The organism is Salmonella sp. 2018103, from assembly GCF_026247685.1.
GTDB lineage: Bacteria > Pseudomonadota > Gammaproteobacteria > Enterobacterales > Enterobacteriaceae > Salmonella > Salmonella enterica.
Map to the genome: position 1 here is coordinate 1,445,173 of NZ_CP111029.1, position 14,127 is coordinate 1,459,299.

The 14,127-nt window shown below is 51.9% G+C and carries 10 protein-coding genes and 1 tRNA gene; 8 read left to right on the top strand and 3 right to left on the bottom strand.

The window, feature by feature from the left end; genetic code table 11:
• The first annotated feature begins 341 nt into the window (after nt 1-341).
• The 4 genes from pgtC to pgtE all read left to right on the top strand — a co-directional run bounded on the left by pgtC (nt 342) and on the right by pgtE (nt 5,981).
• Nucleotides 342-1,535 (top strand): phosphoglycerate transport regulator PgtC, encoded by a 1,194-nt coding sequence (gene pgtC / locus OLG56_RS06885; RefSeq protein ID WP_000467983.1) that lies wholly within the window; start codon nt 342-344, stop codon nt 1,533-1,535.
• Nucleotides 1,532-3,538, top strand: a complete 2,007-nt coding sequence (gene pgtB, locus OLG56_RS06890) for a two-component system sensor histidine kinase PgtB (protein ID WP_000678493.1) — start codon at nt 1,532-1,534, stop codon at nt 3,536-3,538. Before pgtC ends, pgtB begins: the two co-directional genes overlap by 4 nt.
• Nucleotides 3,528-4,775 (top strand): two-component system response regulator PgtA, encoded by a 1,248-nt coding sequence (gene pgtA / locus OLG56_RS06895; RefSeq protein WP_000930843.1) that lies wholly within the window; start codon nt 3,528-3,530, stop codon nt 4,773-4,775. Before pgtB ends, pgtA begins: the two co-directional genes overlap by 11 nt.
• 267 nt (nt 4,776-5,042) lie before the next feature.
• Nucleotides 5,043-5,981, top strand: coding sequence for an omptin family outer membrane protease PgtE (pgtE, locus tag OLG56_RS06900; RefSeq protein WP_000716005.1), 939 nt, complete (start codon nt 5,043-5,045; stop codon nt 5,979-5,981).
• Nucleotides 5,982-6,137: 156 nt separating this feature from the next.
• Here pgtE and OLG56_RS06905 read toward each other — a convergent pair.
• Both OLG56_RS06905 and OLG56_RS06910 read right to left on the bottom strand, forming a co-directional pair.
• Nucleotides 6,138-6,212 (bottom strand) — tRNA-Arg (locus OLG56_RS06905).
• 75 nt (nt 6,213-6,287) lie between these two features.
• On the bottom strand, nt 6,288-7,229 hold the full coding sequence (locus OLG56_RS06910) for a formate/nitrite transporter family protein (protein WP_000377772.1): 942 nt from the start codon (nt 7,227-7,229) through the stop codon (nt 6,288-6,290).
• Between the two features lie 288 nt (nt 7,230-7,517).
• Here OLG56_RS06910 and mlaA point away from each other — a divergent pair, with 288 nt between their 5' ends.
• Nucleotides 7,518-8,273, top strand: coding sequence for a phospholipid-binding lipoprotein MlaA (gene mlaA, locus OLG56_RS06915; RefSeq protein WP_000776789.1), 756 nt, complete (start codon nt 7,518-7,520; stop codon nt 8,271-8,273).
• A gap of 60 nt (nt 8,274-8,333) precedes the next feature.
• Here mlaA and fadL read toward each other — a convergent pair whose 3' ends face one another.
• Nucleotides 8,334-9,641 carry a long-chain fatty acid transporter FadL gene (gene fadL, locus OLG56_RS06920; protein WP_001549822.1) on the bottom strand — a complete coding sequence of 436 codons (1,308 nt, stop codon included), beginning with the start codon at nt 9,639-9,641 and terminating at the stop codon, nt 8,334-8,336.
• 371 nt (nt 9,642-10,012) lie between these two features.
• Here fadL and OLG56_RS06925 point away from each other — a divergent pair, with 371 nt between their 5' ends.
• From OLG56_RS06925 to fadJ, 3 genes are all read left to right on the top strand, one after another.
• Nucleotides 10,013-10,297, top strand: a complete 285-nt coding sequence (locus OLG56_RS06925; RefSeq protein ID WP_000030904.1) for a YfcZ/YiiS family protein — start codon at nt 10,013-10,015, stop codon at nt 10,295-10,297.
• Nucleotides 10,298-10,475: 178 nt separating this feature from the next.
• Complete coding sequence (gene fadI / locus OLG56_RS06930; protein WP_001248130.1) at nt 10,476-11,786, top strand: acetyl-CoA C-acyltransferase FadI; 1,311 nt, start codon at nt 10,476-10,478, stop codon at nt 11,784-11,786.
• Nucleotides 11,786-13,933, top strand: coding sequence for a fatty acid oxidation complex subunit alpha FadJ (gene fadJ / locus OLG56_RS06935; RefSeq protein ID WP_061377299.1), 2,148 nt, complete (start codon nt 11,786-11,788; stop codon nt 13,931-13,933). Before fadI ends, fadJ begins: the two co-directional genes overlap by 1 nt.
• Nucleotides 13,934-14,127 lie beyond the last annotated feature (194 nt).

A 14,127-nucleotide genomic window follows, 5' to 3' on the forward strand; every position in this document is an offset into this window, starting at 1 on the left:
CAAAATTGACTCAATTGGGTGAATTTAAAGGTTATTTTTGACCCATCCTGAAGGGTGTGGTGAAACTTTAATTATTGGCATGGCCGTTTTATCGTTAGCATGTGCGGATATTAACAAATTTGCTGCCAGTAATCTGATACGCTTTATTGATGTTTTCGAGCGACGGACCCGTTATTATTCAAATAACGCTGTTCTGGATGCCAACAGAAATAAAAGGGTAAGTTTTGTCTCAATATTTTCTTTATGTGATATCGATATTTATGAACGGGATCACAAATCGACTTTTCTCATGCTGTGGTCGTTTCGCCAGAGTGGGCGCTTTTACGCTATGGCTGGCGGCGATGTTCGGTTCTTGCCAAGCGTACAGCCGCGAGCTGGTGATGGCAACGACCTTTTCACCCAGCGCGACCGCCTGGATTATCCAGCGCTGGCAGACGGAGCCGGGTTCCGTCATGATTCGTACGCTCAACCGCACCAGCGGTTCTTTAGAGCAATTACTTGATACGGCGAATGCGGAAAATGTCGATCTGATCCTGACGTCATCCCCCATGCTGTTGCAACACCTTCAGGAGCACCAAAAGCTGGCGCTATTAGATAGCGCGCCTGCCGCCAGCCAGAAGCTGGTGCCGCGTTCTATCCGCTCAACTTCAGTGGCGGTAGCGGTATCCGGATTTGGGCTATTGATCAATCGTTCAGCGCTCGCTGCGCGCCATCTTCCGCCGCCTGCCGACTGGCAGGATATGGGCCTGCCCAGTTACCAGGGCGCTCTATTAATGAGCAGTCCGTCACGCTCAGACACCAATCATTTGATGGTGGAGTCGCTGTTGCAGCAAAAAGGCTGGACGGCAGGGTGGGCGACGCTGCTGGCAATCTCGGGTAATTTGGTCACGATTTCCTCTCGCAGTTTCGGCGTAGCGGATAAAATCAAAAGCGGGCTTGGCGTTGCCGGGCCGGTCATTGATAACTATGCTAATTTGCTACTTAACGATCCTAATCTTGCTTTTACCTATTTCCCGTATTCTGCGGTGTCGCCCACTTACGTCGCGGTGTTGAAAAACAGCCGTCATGCAGACGAAGCGCGTGCTTTTATTCATTACTTATTAAGTCCGAAAGGGCAAAGGATACTGGCTGACGCGAATACCGGTAAGTATCCCGTCGCACCGCTTAGCGCCGATAATCCTCGCGCCGCGCAACAACAGCGTTTGATGGCCCAGCCGCCGTTGAACTATCGTCTGATCCTGAAGCGTCAGCAACTGGTACAACGCATGTTTGATACCGCGATCAGTTTTCGTCTCGCGCAGCTTAAAGATGCATGGCGAGCGTTGCACAGCGCAGAAACGCGGCTTAAACGCCCCTTACCTGAAATCAGAGCCTTATTGACCAGCGTCCCGGTGGATGCGGCAAGCAGCGAAGATGAAACCTGGCTGGCGCAGTTTGATAATAAAAGCTTTGCCGAACAAAAAATGATGGAGTGGCAGATCTGGTTTCTGAACAATCAGCGGCTGGCGATTCACAAACTGGAAGAGCTGAAATGAAGGGGAGATTATTGCAACGGCTTCGTCAGCTCAGTATCAGCAACAGTTTACGGGGCGCATTTTTAACGGGCGCATTACTGACGCTGATTGTCAGTATGGTCAGCCTTTATTCCTGGCATGAGCAAAGTTCGCAGGTTCGCTATTCGCTTGATGAATATTTCCCTCGCATCCATTCCGCTTTTTTAATTGAGGGGAACCTGAATCTGGCCGTGGATCAACTCAATGAATTTTTGTTGGCGCCGAACACGACGGTACGTTTGCAGTTACGTACGCAGATTATTCAGCATCTGGATAAGATTGAGCGTCTGAGTCAGGGGCTTCAGCTTGCTGAGCGCCGGCAACTGGCCGTCATTTTACAGGATAGCCGGACCTTGCTGGCGGAGCTGGACAACGCCCTCTACAACATGTTTTTGGTGCGGGAGAAAGTCAGCGAGCTTTCCGCTCGTATTGACTGGCTCCATGATGATTTCACCACGGAGCTAAATTCGCTGGTACAGGATTTTACCTGGCAGCAGGGGACGCTGCTCGATCAAATTGAGGCGAATCAGGGCGATGCAGCGCAGTACTTGCAACGTTCGCGCGAGGTGCAGAACGAGCAGCAACAGGTATATACCCTGGCGCGAATTGAAAATCAGATTGTTGACGACCTGCGCGACAGATTGAATGAGCTCAAGTCCGGCAATAATGACGGGATGCTGGTGGAGACCCATATTCGCTACCTGGAAAACCTAAAAAAAACGGCGGATGAGAATATTCGTGCGCTGGATGACTGGCCCAGTACGATCACGCTGCGGCAAACCATCGACGAACTATTGGAAATCGGGATGGTAAAAAATAAGATGCCCGATACCATGCGCGATTATGTTGCGGCGCAAAAAGCCTTACTGGACGCTAGCCGCGCCAGAGAGGCTACGCTAGGGCGCTTTCGCACGCTGCTTGAGGCGCAGTTAGGTAGTAGTCACCAGCAAATGCAGACGTTCAATCAACGCCTGGAACAGATTGTCCGCGTTAGCGGCGGGCTTATTTTAGTGGCGACGCTCCTGGCGTTGTTGCTGGCCTGGGGACTCAACCACTATTTTATCCGTTCCCGGCTGGTAAAGCGTTTTACCGCGCTTAATCAGGCTGTGGTACAGATAGGGCTGGGGAGAACCGACTCGACTATCCCGGTTTACGGGCGCGATGAGCTAGGACGGATAGCCCGTTTGCTACGTCATACGCTGGGCCAGCTCAATATGCAACGCAGGCAGCTTGAACAAGAGGTCGCCGAGCGCAAAGAGATAGAAGCCGACCTGCGCGCCATGCAGGATGAGTTAATTCAGACGGCGAAACTGGCGGTAGTCGGCCAGACCATGACCACGCTGGCGCATGAAATTAACCAGCCGCTGAATGCGCTTTCAATGTATTTATTTACGGCGGGACGCGCGATTGAACAAGGTCAGAGCGGACAAGCGAGAAATACGCTCACCAAAGCGGAAGGGCTCATTAACCGGATTGACGCCATTATCCGTTCGCTGCGGCAGTTTACCCGCCGGGCGGAGCTGGAAACGCCATTGTATCCCGTTGATCTGCGCCAAACCTTCGTGGCGGCATGGGAGTTATTAGCCATGCGCCACCAATCCCGGCAGGGAGCGCTTTCACTGCCAACCGACACCGTATGGGTTAGCGGCGATGAAGTGCGTATTCAGCAGGTTCTGGTGAATGTGCTGGCGAATGCGCTTGACGCCTGTTCGCATGATGCGGCGATCGCGGTGACGTGGCAGACGCAGGGAGAGGCGCTGGAGGTTTATATTGCAGATAACGGCCCTGGCTGGCCTGTGGCGCTGTTGCCCTCTTTACTCAAGCCGTTTACCACCAGTAAAGCTGTCGGGTTGGGTATTGGGCTGTCGATTAGCGTGTCGCTGATGGCGCAAATGAAGGGCGACCTGCGTCTGGCGTCGACGCTGACGCGTAACGCTTGCGTGGTGCTGCAATTCTCGGTAACGGATGTCGATGATGTTGAATGATGAATGTTCTATTTTGCTGATTGATGATGACGTTGATGTACTTGACGCCTATACCCAAATGCTTGAGCAGGCAGGCTACCGCGTGCGTGGCTTTACCCATCCTTTCGAGGCCAAAGAGTGGGTAAAAGCGGATTGGGAGGGGATCGTTTTGAGCGATGTATGTATGCCGGGGTGTTCCGGTATCGATCTTATGACGCTGTTTCATCAGGATGACGATCAACTGCCAATCTTATTGATTACCGGACATGGCGATGTACCGATGGCGGTTGATGCGGTGAAAAAGGGCGCCTGGGATTTTCTGCAAAAACCCGTCGATCCGGGCAAGCTGTTGATATTAATTGAAGACGCGCTACGCCAGCGCCGGTCGGTCATTGCACGGCGGCAATATTGCCAGCAGACGTTACAGGTTGAACTGATTGGGCGCAGCGAGTGGATGAATCAGTTTCGACAACGGTTACAACAACTGGCGGAAACGGACATTGCCGTATGGTTTTACGGTGAACATGGCACAGGACGTATGACTGGCGCCCGTTATCTCCATCAACTGGGGCGTAACGCGAAAGGGCCGTTTGTACGCTATGAACTCACGCCGGAGAATGCCGGGCAGTTGGAGACATTCATCGACCAGGCACAAGGAGGCACGCTGGTGTTGAGTCATCCCGAATATCTGACACGCGAACAGCAGCACCATCTGGCGCGTTTACAAAGCCTGGAGCATCGGCCTTTTCGTTTGGTGGGCGTTGGCAGCGCTTCGCTGGTGGAGCAGGCGGCAGCTAACCAGATTGCGGCCGAGCTTTACTACTGTTTCGCCATGACCCAAATCGCCTGCCAGTCTCTTTCTCAGCGACCGGATGATATCGAGCCGTTATTTCGCCATTATCTTCGAAAAGCCTGCCTGCGACTCAATCATCCAGTGCCGGAAATAGCGGGGGAATTACTGAAAGGAATAATGCGACGCGCCTGGCCAAGCAATGTGCGCGAACTGGCTAATGCGGCAGAGCTTTTTGCTGTTGGCGTGCTGCCGCTGGCGGAAACGGTCAACCCGCAGTTGCTTCTTCAGGAGCCGACCCCGCTTGACCGGCGCGTTGAAGAGTATGAGCGACAAATTATTACCGAAGCATTAAATATTCATCAGGGACGAATTAATGAAGTGGCGGAGTACCTGCAAATTCCCCGTAAAAAACTTTATCTGCGCATGAAAAAATATGGTTTAAGTAAAGAGCATTATAAATTCTGATATTACAGTTACTTTCAATCTGGCTGACAACATCAGCAACGATGTCGTTAGCCAGATAACGCCGCATCACCGTAATGGTAAATCATTCCATCATGATTATAGCTTGCTTATTATTCTCCTGAGCATCGAATTCTATTTCTTAACTTCAATATAAAGTAAAAATGCGTCAATTTCTCTGGCGTAATAAATGTACTCTTGTCCGACGATTTGACAAGATGAAAACTTCATTACCTCTCCAGATTACATCTGAATATGAGGACAAGAGAAATGAAAAAACATGCTATTGCAGTAATGATGATCGCCGTATTTTCTGAGTCGGCTTATGCGGAGTCTACCTTATTTATTCCGGACGTCTCTCCTGAGAGCGTCACGACATCCCTTTCCGTGGGAGTGTTAAATGGTAAATCCAGGGAGCTGGTTTATGATACCGACACCGGGCGGAAGCTGAGTCAACTGGACTGGAAAATAAAAAATGTCGCCACGTTGCAGGGGGATTTATCATGGGAACCCTATTCGTTCATGACGCTGGACGCCCGCGGCTGGACGTCTTTGGCGTCGGGATCGGGTCATATGGTTGACCATGACTGGATGAGCAGTGAGCAGCCAGGCTGGACCGATCGTTCAATTCATCCGGACACCAGCGTCAACTATGCTAATGAATACGATTTGAACGTGAAAGGTTGGTTATTGCAGGGCGATAACTACAAGGCGGGCGTAACAGCGGGCTATCAGGAAACCCGTTTTAGCTGGACGGCAAGAGGCGGGTCTTATATTTATGATAATGGTCGATATATTGGTAATTTTCCTCATGGCGTGCGCGGCATAGGTTATAGCCAGCGTTTCGAAATGCCCTATATCGGGCTGGCGGGTGATTATCGTATTAATGACTTTGAGTGTAATGTACTGTTTAAATACAGCGACTGGGTAAATGCGCATGATAATGACGAACACTACATGCGCAAACTTACCTTCCGTGAAAAAACGGAAAATTCACGATATTATGGCGCTTCTATTGACGCCGGATATTATATTACCAGTAATGCAAAAATCTTTGCTGAGTTTGCTTACAGTAAATATGAAGAAGGTAAGGGCGGTACGCAAATCATAGATAAAACCAGCGGTGATACGGCTTATTTTGGTGGCGATGCCGCAGGTATAGCTAATAATAACTATACGGTTACCGCGGGGTTGCAGTACCGCTTCTAGACCACATCAGGATGTCATCGGTCATAACCGGCCGATGACGACTTTTTGCTGAACGTATGGCATGTCCGGTGATATTGCATAGGGGCAATAAAAGCAACATGAAAGGGGAACCGCTCGAAAGGTTATGCAGCAAGAAGAGAATGTCCTGGGTATCAATGGTGTCCCCTGCAGGAATCGAACCTGCAACTAGCCCTTAGGAGGGGCTCGTTATATCCATTTAACTAAGGGGACAACGCGGCGCCAGTATAGCGTTTTTTATTCGCCGGAGTAAGTGTAGCGCCGCCTGACTGGTTAAACCGTCGCCACTCAGCGCTGTTTTTCCGCTTTTTTCCGCTCCCGTTCCAGGCGCTCGCCGCGTAGCCTCGCTTCTTCCTTACGCTTATTGCTCATATCGTTGCGGATCTGCGCGTGGCTCATCAATGCGAAAATAAAGGTGCCGCCGCAGATATTTCCGGCAAGTGTGGGAAGGGCGAAGGGCCAGAGAAAGTCGCTCCAGGGCAGCGTGCCGTTGAAAACCAAATACAAAATTTCAACGGAACCGACGACAATATGGGTGGTATCGCCCAGCGCGATAAGCCAGGTCATCAAAATAATGACCACAATCTTTGCCCCGCCTGCAGCAGGAAACATCCATACCATTGTGGCGATGATCCAGCCAGAGATAATCGCGTTGGCAAACATCTCCGTTGGGCTATTTTTCATGACCTCCATACCAATTTTGACAAAGGCGTCGCGGGTCTCTTCATCAAATATAGGCATATATTCAAATGCCCACGCCGCAACCCCGGTGCCAATAAGGTTGCCCAATAAGACTACGCCCCATAAGCGCATCAGCAGGCCAACGTTACTCAGAGTGGGATTTTGCATTACCGGCAATACGGCGGTAACGGTATTTTCAGTAAATAATTGCTGGCGGGCCATGATGACAATGATAAAACCAAAGGTATAGCCGAGATTTTCCAGTAAAAAGCCGCCGGGAACGCCTTCAAGCTGCACGTGGAAAATCCCTTTCGCCAGGAGTGATGCCCCCATAGAAAGTCCTGCGGCAATGGCTGACCAGAGCAAAGCCATCGCATCGCGTTCCATTTCTTTTTCACCATCCTGGCGAATATGTTCATGAATCGCCATGGCGCGGGAAGGAAGACGATCTTCATCCACTTCAATCTCTTTACCGCTTTGTTTTTCTTCGCTTTCAACTTCCAGGTCACTGCTGTGCCGGTTAATTTTATCGTCGTTAAGGCTATCCATGATGATCTCTGCTGATTAACACATATTAATAAAGCGTAGCGGTTTTTCATTTACCCAGGCCGGGGCATTCTCCGAAAAAATAAAAATGATCACGCTCGTTTTTATCTGTTTCGTTAGAATAGGGCCGTCACGTTGTTGCGTTACCAGGCTATGCTCAAAGCAATGAGATCGCGCATATAGACATCGTTTGACGTGCTGTTAAAATCGCTCACACCTAAACAGGCGGATACGGTAGCGTTCCGTCATGGATGGCAATCAGCGATAGCCATAATTCACAGGGAGACATCTATGAAGCTTCGCCTGTCGGCGCTGGCGCTGGGAACCACACTGCTGGTCGGGTGTGCGAGTTCCGGTACAGAACAGCAGGGGCGTTCAGACCCATTTGAAGGGTTTAACCGCACCATGTACAACTTCAACTTTAATGTGCTGGACCCGTATGTTGTTCGGCCGGTCGCGGTCGCCTGGCGTGATTATGTTCCACAGCCTGCGCGTAACGGTTTAAGTAATTTCACCGGCAACCTCGAAGAACCGGCGATCATGGTGAACTATTTCCTGCAGGGCGATCCTTATCAGGGTATGGTGCATTTCACCCGTTTCTTCCTGAATACCTTATTAGGGATGGGCGGCTTTATTGACGTCGCGGGAATGGCGAATCCTAAGCTGCAGCGCGTTGAACCGCATCGCTTTGGCAGTACGCTGGGCCATTATGGCGTGGGGTATGGGCCTTATGTGCAACTTCCGTTCTACGGCAGCTTCACGCTGCGTGAAGATGGCGGGGATATGGCGGATACCTTGTATCCGGTGCTCTCGTGGTTGACCTGGCCAATGTCCATAGGAAAATGGACTATCGAAGGGATAGAAACCCGCGCGCAGTTGCTGGACTCCGATGGTTTGCTGCGCCAGTCTTCCGATCCTTATATTATGGTGCGCGAGGCGTACTTCCAGCGTCATGACTTTATCGCCAATGGCGGAAAACTCAAGCCGCAGGAAAACCCGAACGCGCAGGCGATTCAGGACGAACTCAAAGAGATCGACTCGGAATAAACGGCAGTAAATAAAAAGGTGAGCGCAATGCTCACCTTTTTGATCCGTTTCAGAAAGAGATTAGAACGCGTAGTTAAAGTTAGTACCGAACAGCCAGGCTTTCCCTTCAGATTCAAACTGATAAGGCCCTTCATTAATTTTCACGCTCTGACCATGCATATAAGAGACGCCAACGTCGACAGACGCATCTTTATTAAAGGCGTAAGTCGTACCGGCGCTCAGCCAGAAACGGTCCTGGTCCGGAATAGAGATAGAACGGTTTTGCGCTGGTACCGGGCTGTCATCGAAGGCGATACCGGTACGGAACGTCCAGTTGTCATCGTAGTAATAGGTGGTACCCAACGCAATGCGGTAAGCGTCTTTAAAGCCTTCATGCTTCTCAAAGAGCGTATCGCCGGCGGTCGATTTTGCCTTCAATTCCTGGAACTGACTCCAGCTGGTATAGGCCAGGCTATAGTGGATGGCCCACTGTGGCGCCACACGGTTATAACCGGACACTTCCCACATTTCCGGCAGATTCAGCGTCAGGTAGCCTGACTGCGTCGCGCCGCCGGTTGCCGTTGGGATAGGCAGGTTAAATTGGTTTATAGCGATGGGAAGATCGCTACTGTAGTTGCCTTTAAAGTCAATTTTGACTTCCGAGCGGTAGGTCAGCGCGTAGCGGTTATTTTTATCCAGTTCATAAAGGATACCGGCATTCCAGCCAAAGCCCCACTGATTACCGTTCAGGTGGGCAATCTTGGTGTCGCTGGGAATCCGACCCGCGACCGGCGCCAGCGCCGGATTCTGTGCCGCGACCAACTGGCCTAAATCGCCCGCAAAACGTTCGATTTTCGCGCGCGCGTATACCGCATCAAAGCCAAGGCCGAAGCTCCAGGCCTCATTTAAGCGATAAGCGCCGCTTAAATTCAGGTTCATGGTTTCAAGATCGGTCGTACCGCCAACCGAGCCGCCGGCGTATGTGTCGTTAAACTCTGTCGCCAGACCATAGTTAGAGGTAATAGAAGCCCCCCAGCCAAACTGATCGTTAATCGGGGCGACAAAATGGACGTTCGGCACCCAGGCCGTCGGTGCGATGTTATCCGCATCTAACGTCCGACGAGATGGCGATGTCCCGCTAATATTAACATCAGGATCTATATAAACCGCGCCCGCTGAAAACGTCGGGCGGTCAAACATGGTAATTAACGCCGGGTTGCGGCTAACGTTACCCGCATCATCTGCGATTGCGCCTTCACCCGAATAGGCCCGGCCAAGGCCAGAGGAAGAAAATTCGTTTAACTGAAAGCCTGCAGACCAGGCTTGGGTGGAGATGATTGCCACTGCGACTGCGAGAGCAGACTTTGTAAACAGGGTTTTCTGGCTCATGACCATAACCTCATTGATTATTTTTATACAAACTATGTTACATGCTGTAACAGGAGCGCGAAGTGTAGGGTCTGCGGTACGACTTAGAAATCAGACCAGTGGCGAGAGTATAGGTCTGACCAGCTGGAATGTTGCAAGTATGTTTATAAGTTTTTTCAATTGTGATCTTAGAAACGAGATCTGGCTGGCAAAATCGGCGGGCTTAACGGTCACCCGATCGCGCGATTTTTGTTTTAGATCATTTTTAAGTGTGATTTCGGTCACTTAACACGTTTCTCACCATTAACGACTGGAGAGGCGAATGCCGGGAGCGTAAAATATCCCCATCGTTTATCTGGCACCCTGGGTGCAAATACAGAGGAAATCTACAAATGAGTAAATGCAGTGCTGATGAAACCCCGGTTTGCTGCTGTATGGACGTTGGAACCATCATGGACAACTCCGATTGCACCGCGTCATACAGCCGCGTATTCGCTACCCGCGCAGAGGCTGAAGAGACGCTGGCGGCGTTAACCGAAAAAGCGCGTAGCGTGGAGTCTGAACCTTGCCAAATTACGCCAACCTTTACCGAGGAATCCGAAGGCGTTCGTCTGGATATTGATTTTGTTTTCGCCTGCGAAGCAGAAACGCTGATCTTCCAGCTCGGCCTGCGTTAATCCGTTCATTCACGACGCCTCCGTCATCATCTGGCGGAGGCGTTTTCTTTATTTTGTCGCTTCCCTTCACTGTGCCTTAGCTCCCACTTTCTTTTCTCTCTGCTTGGCTAAATGTAAAAAATTGGTTAAGACTGTGATCAGGTCAGACCACTAATTTATTTTTTTACAGGGGAGTACTATGCGTCAGGCTTTACCGTTGGTCACCCGCCAGGGCGATCGCATTGCTATTGTCAGTGGGTTACGAACCCCCTTCGCTCGTCAGGCCACTGCATTTCATGGTATTCCCGCTGTTGATCTCGGCAAGATGGTGGTAGGCGAGCTGCTGGCGCGCAGTGAAATTCCAGCCGATGCCATTGAGCAACTGGTTTTTGGTCAGGTAGTACAAATGCCGGAAGCGCCCAACATTGCGCGCGAAATTGTGCTGGGTACGGGGATGAATGTTCATACCGATGCCTATAGCGTAAGCCGCGCCTGCGCCACCAGTTTTCAGGCGGTAGCGAATGTGGCGGAAAGCCTGATGGCCGGCACGATACGCGCGGGTATCGCTGGCGGCGCAGATTCGTCGTCGGTACTCCCAATAGGCGTGAGTAAAGCCCTGGCGCGGGTACTGGTTGATGTCAATAAAGCCCGGACGACCCGCCAACGGCTGACGCTTTTTTCTCGTCTGCGCTTACGCGACCTGCTGCCCGTTCCTCCCGCCGTCGCTGAGTATTCCACCGGTCTGCGCATGGGCGATACCGCCGAACAGATGGCGAAAACGTATGGTATTACGCGTGAACAGCAGGACGCGCTGGCGCATCGTTCACATCAGCGCGCCGCGCAGGCATGGGCGGAGGGCAAACTGGCGGAAGAAGTGATGACGACCTATGTGCCGCCGTATAAAAACCCCTTTGCAGAAGACAACAACATTCGCGGCACCTCCACGCTGGCGGACTACGCTAAACTGCGTCCGGCTTTTGACAGAAAACATGGCTCCGTGACCGCCGCCAATAGTACACCGCTGACCGACGGCGCTGCCGCCGTTATTCTGATGACCGAATCCCGCGCTAAAGAGCTGGGGCTGCACCCGCTTGGTTATCTGCGCAGCTACGCCTTTACCGCTATTGATGTCTGGCAGGACATGCTATTGGGGCCGGCCTGGTCAACGCCGCTGGCGCTGGAGCGGGCCGGGTTGACGATGGCCGATCTGACGCTTTTCGACATGCATGAAGCGTTTGCCGCTCAGACTCTGGCGAACTTACAACTGCTGGGCAGCGAACGATTTGCCCGTGAGGTGCTTGGTCGTGCGCAGGCGACAGGGGAGGTGGATGACGCTAAATTCAACGTGCTTGGCGGCTCAATCGCCTACGGGCATCCTTTTGCCGCAACGGGCGCGCGGATGATAACCCAAACGTTGCATGAATTACGGCGTCGGGGCGGAGGTTTTGGCTTGGTCACGGCCTGCGCGGCTGGCGGTCTTGGCGCGGCGATGGTTCTGGAGGCGGAATAATGACTACCACATCAGCTTTTATACTTAACGTGCGTCTGGATAATGTCGCGGTTGTCGCTATTGATGTCCCTGGAGAAAAGGTGAACACCCTGAAAGCGGAGTTTGCCGCGCAGGTACGCGCCATCCTGAAGCAGATCCGGGAAAATAAAGCGTTGCAGGGCGTTGTTTTTATCTCAGCCAAAGCAGATAACTTTATTGCTGGCGCTGATATCAACATGATAGGTCACTGCCAAAATGCGCAGGAAGCGGAAACGCTGGCGCGTCAGGGGCAACAACTGATGGCGGAGATCCAGGCGTTGCCTGTTCCGGTTATCGCCGCCATTCATGGCGCCTGTCTGGGGGGCGGCCTTGAAATGGCGCTGGCCTGCCATCGGCGCATCTGTACCGACGACGTTAAAACCGTTCTCGGACTGCCGGAGGTACAGTTAGGGCTTTTACCGGGATCGGGCGGAACGCAGCGACTTCCACGGCTGGTGGGGGTCAGTACCGCGCTGGATATGATCCTGACAGGTAAACAGCTTCGCGCCAGACAGGCGCTTAAAGCCGGGCTGGTTGATGATGTGGTGCCGCAAACTATTTTACTGGAAGCGGCTGTCGAGCTGGCTAAAAAAGAACGCCTGGCGCAGCGGACATTACCGGTCCGGGAACGTATCCTGGCGGGGCCGCTGGGGCGCGCGCTGTTATTTCGCCTGGTGCGTAAAAAGACAGCGCAAAAAACGCAGGGTAATTATCCGGCGACGGAGCGGATCATTGATGTGATTGAAACCGGACTGGCGCAGGGCAGCAGTAGCGGCTATGACGCGGAAGCGCGCGCTTTCGGCGAGCTGGCGATGACGCCTCAATCGCAGGCGCTGCGCGCTATTTTCTTTGCCAGTACCGAGGTGAAAAAAGATCCCGGTAGCGATGCGCCGCCCGGCCCGCTGAACAGCGTGGGCATCTTAGGCGGCGGGTTAATGGGTGGCGGTATCGCCTGGGTTACGGCCTGTAAAGGCGGATTGCCAGTACGAATTAAGGATATAAATACTCAGGGGATCAATCATGCTCTGAAGTACAGCTGGGATCTGCTTGAAACAAAAGTACGCCGCCGCCATATCAAAGCCAGCGAACGCGATAAACAATTGGCGTTGATATCAGGTTCGACAGATTATCGTGGTTTCAGTCATCGTGATCTGGTCATTGAAGCGGTGTTTGAAGATCTGCCGTTAAAACAACAGATGGTGGCGGAAGTGGAACAAAATTGCGCTGCTCACACCATTTTTGCCTCCAATACTTCTTCCCTGCCGATTGGCGATATTGCGGCGAATGCGGCCAGACCGGAACAGGTGATTGGATTGCACTTTTTTAGCCCGGTCGAGAAAATGCCGCTGGTTGAGGTCATTCCTCACGCGTCTACTTCCGCGCAGACCATCGCCACGACCGTTAAGCTGGCGAAAAAACAGGGTAAAACCCCGATAGTCGTCAGCGATAAAGCCGGGTTTTATGTTAACCGAATTCTTGCGCCATATATCAATGAGGCGATTCGGATGCTGACTGAAGGCGAACGTGTCGAACATATTGACGCCGCCCTGGTAAAATTTGGTTTTCCGGTGGGGCCAATCCAACTTTTGGATGAGGTAGGAATCGACACGGGCACTAAAATTATTCCTGTGCTTGAGGCGGCGTATGGAGAACGTTTTAGCGCGCCTGCAAATGTTGTCGCTTCAATTTTGAATGACGATCGCAAAGGTAGAAAAAATGGCCGCGGTTTCTATCTTTATGGCGAAAAAGGGCGTAAAAGCAAAAAACAGGTTGACCCTGCTATTTATAAGCTTATTGGCGTGCAAGGGCAGAGTCGACTATCTGCGCAGCAGGTGGCAGAGCGCTGTGTCATGTTAATGCTTAACGAAGCGGCGCGCTGTTTCGACGAAAAAGTGATTCGCAGCGCGCGCGATGGCGATATCGGCGCCGTGTTTGGTATCGGTTTTCCGCCGTTCCTCGGTGGCCCGTTCCGCTATATGGATGCTCTCGGGCCGGGTGAAATGGTGGCGACATTACAGCGCCTGGCCGCACTTTACGGTCCTCGTTACGCGCCTTGTGAACAATTAGTGCGCATGGCGGAGCGCAGGGAGCATTTCTGGACGAATGGGGAAACTGACCAGGGAAATTGAGGTCAAAGAGAATATGAATCCGCACTGAATGCCTCCTTAATGGCGAAATAATAATCAAGGATTGACTATACTTACGCCATTGAGGTAAAAAACAGCGTTTCATTCGGTGAATGGATAAGGCACAATGCCGGCCACCGCATTTTTGCCGCAGCCAATAGGGGCATGTGGTAAGCGTGTTGGTGAAACTGGTTAAC

Coding starts and splice junctions, on each gene's coding strand:
- OLG56_RS06925 (WP_000030904.1), top strand. CDS start 10,013: ATGAGTAAATGCAGTGCTGATGAAACCCCGGTTTGCTGCTGTATGGAC.
- pgtE (WP_000716005.1), top strand. CDS start 5,043: ATGAAAAAACATGCTATTGCAGTAATGATGATCGCCGTATTTTCTGAG.
- mlaA (WP_000776789.1), top strand. CDS start 7,518: ATGAAGCTTCGCCTGTCGGCGCTGGCGCTGGGAACCACACTGCTGGTC.
- fadI (WP_001248130.1), top strand. CDS start 10,476: ATGCGTCAGGCTTTACCGTTGGTCACCCGCCAGGGCGATCGCATTGCT.
- fadJ (WP_061377299.1), top strand. CDS start 11,786: ATGACTACCACATCAGCTTTTATACTTAACGTGCGTCTGGATAATGTC.
- pgtA (WP_000930843.1), top strand. CDS start 3,528: ATGTTGAATGATGAATGTTCTATTTTGCTGATTGATGATGACGTTGAT.
- OLG56_RS06910 (WP_000377772.1), bottom strand. CDS start 7,229: ATGGATAGCCTTAACGACGATAAAATTAACCGGCACAGCAGTGACCTG.
- pgtC (WP_000467983.1), top strand. CDS start 342: ATGTTCGGTTCTTGCCAAGCGTACAGCCGCGAGCTGGTGATGGCAACG.
- pgtB (WP_000678493.1), top strand. CDS start 1,532: ATGAAGGGGAGATTATTGCAACGGCTTCGTCAGCTCAGTATCAGCAAC.
- fadL (WP_001549822.1), bottom strand. CDS start 9,641: ATGAGCCAGAAAACCCTGTTTACAAAGTCTGCTCTCGCAGTCGCAGTG.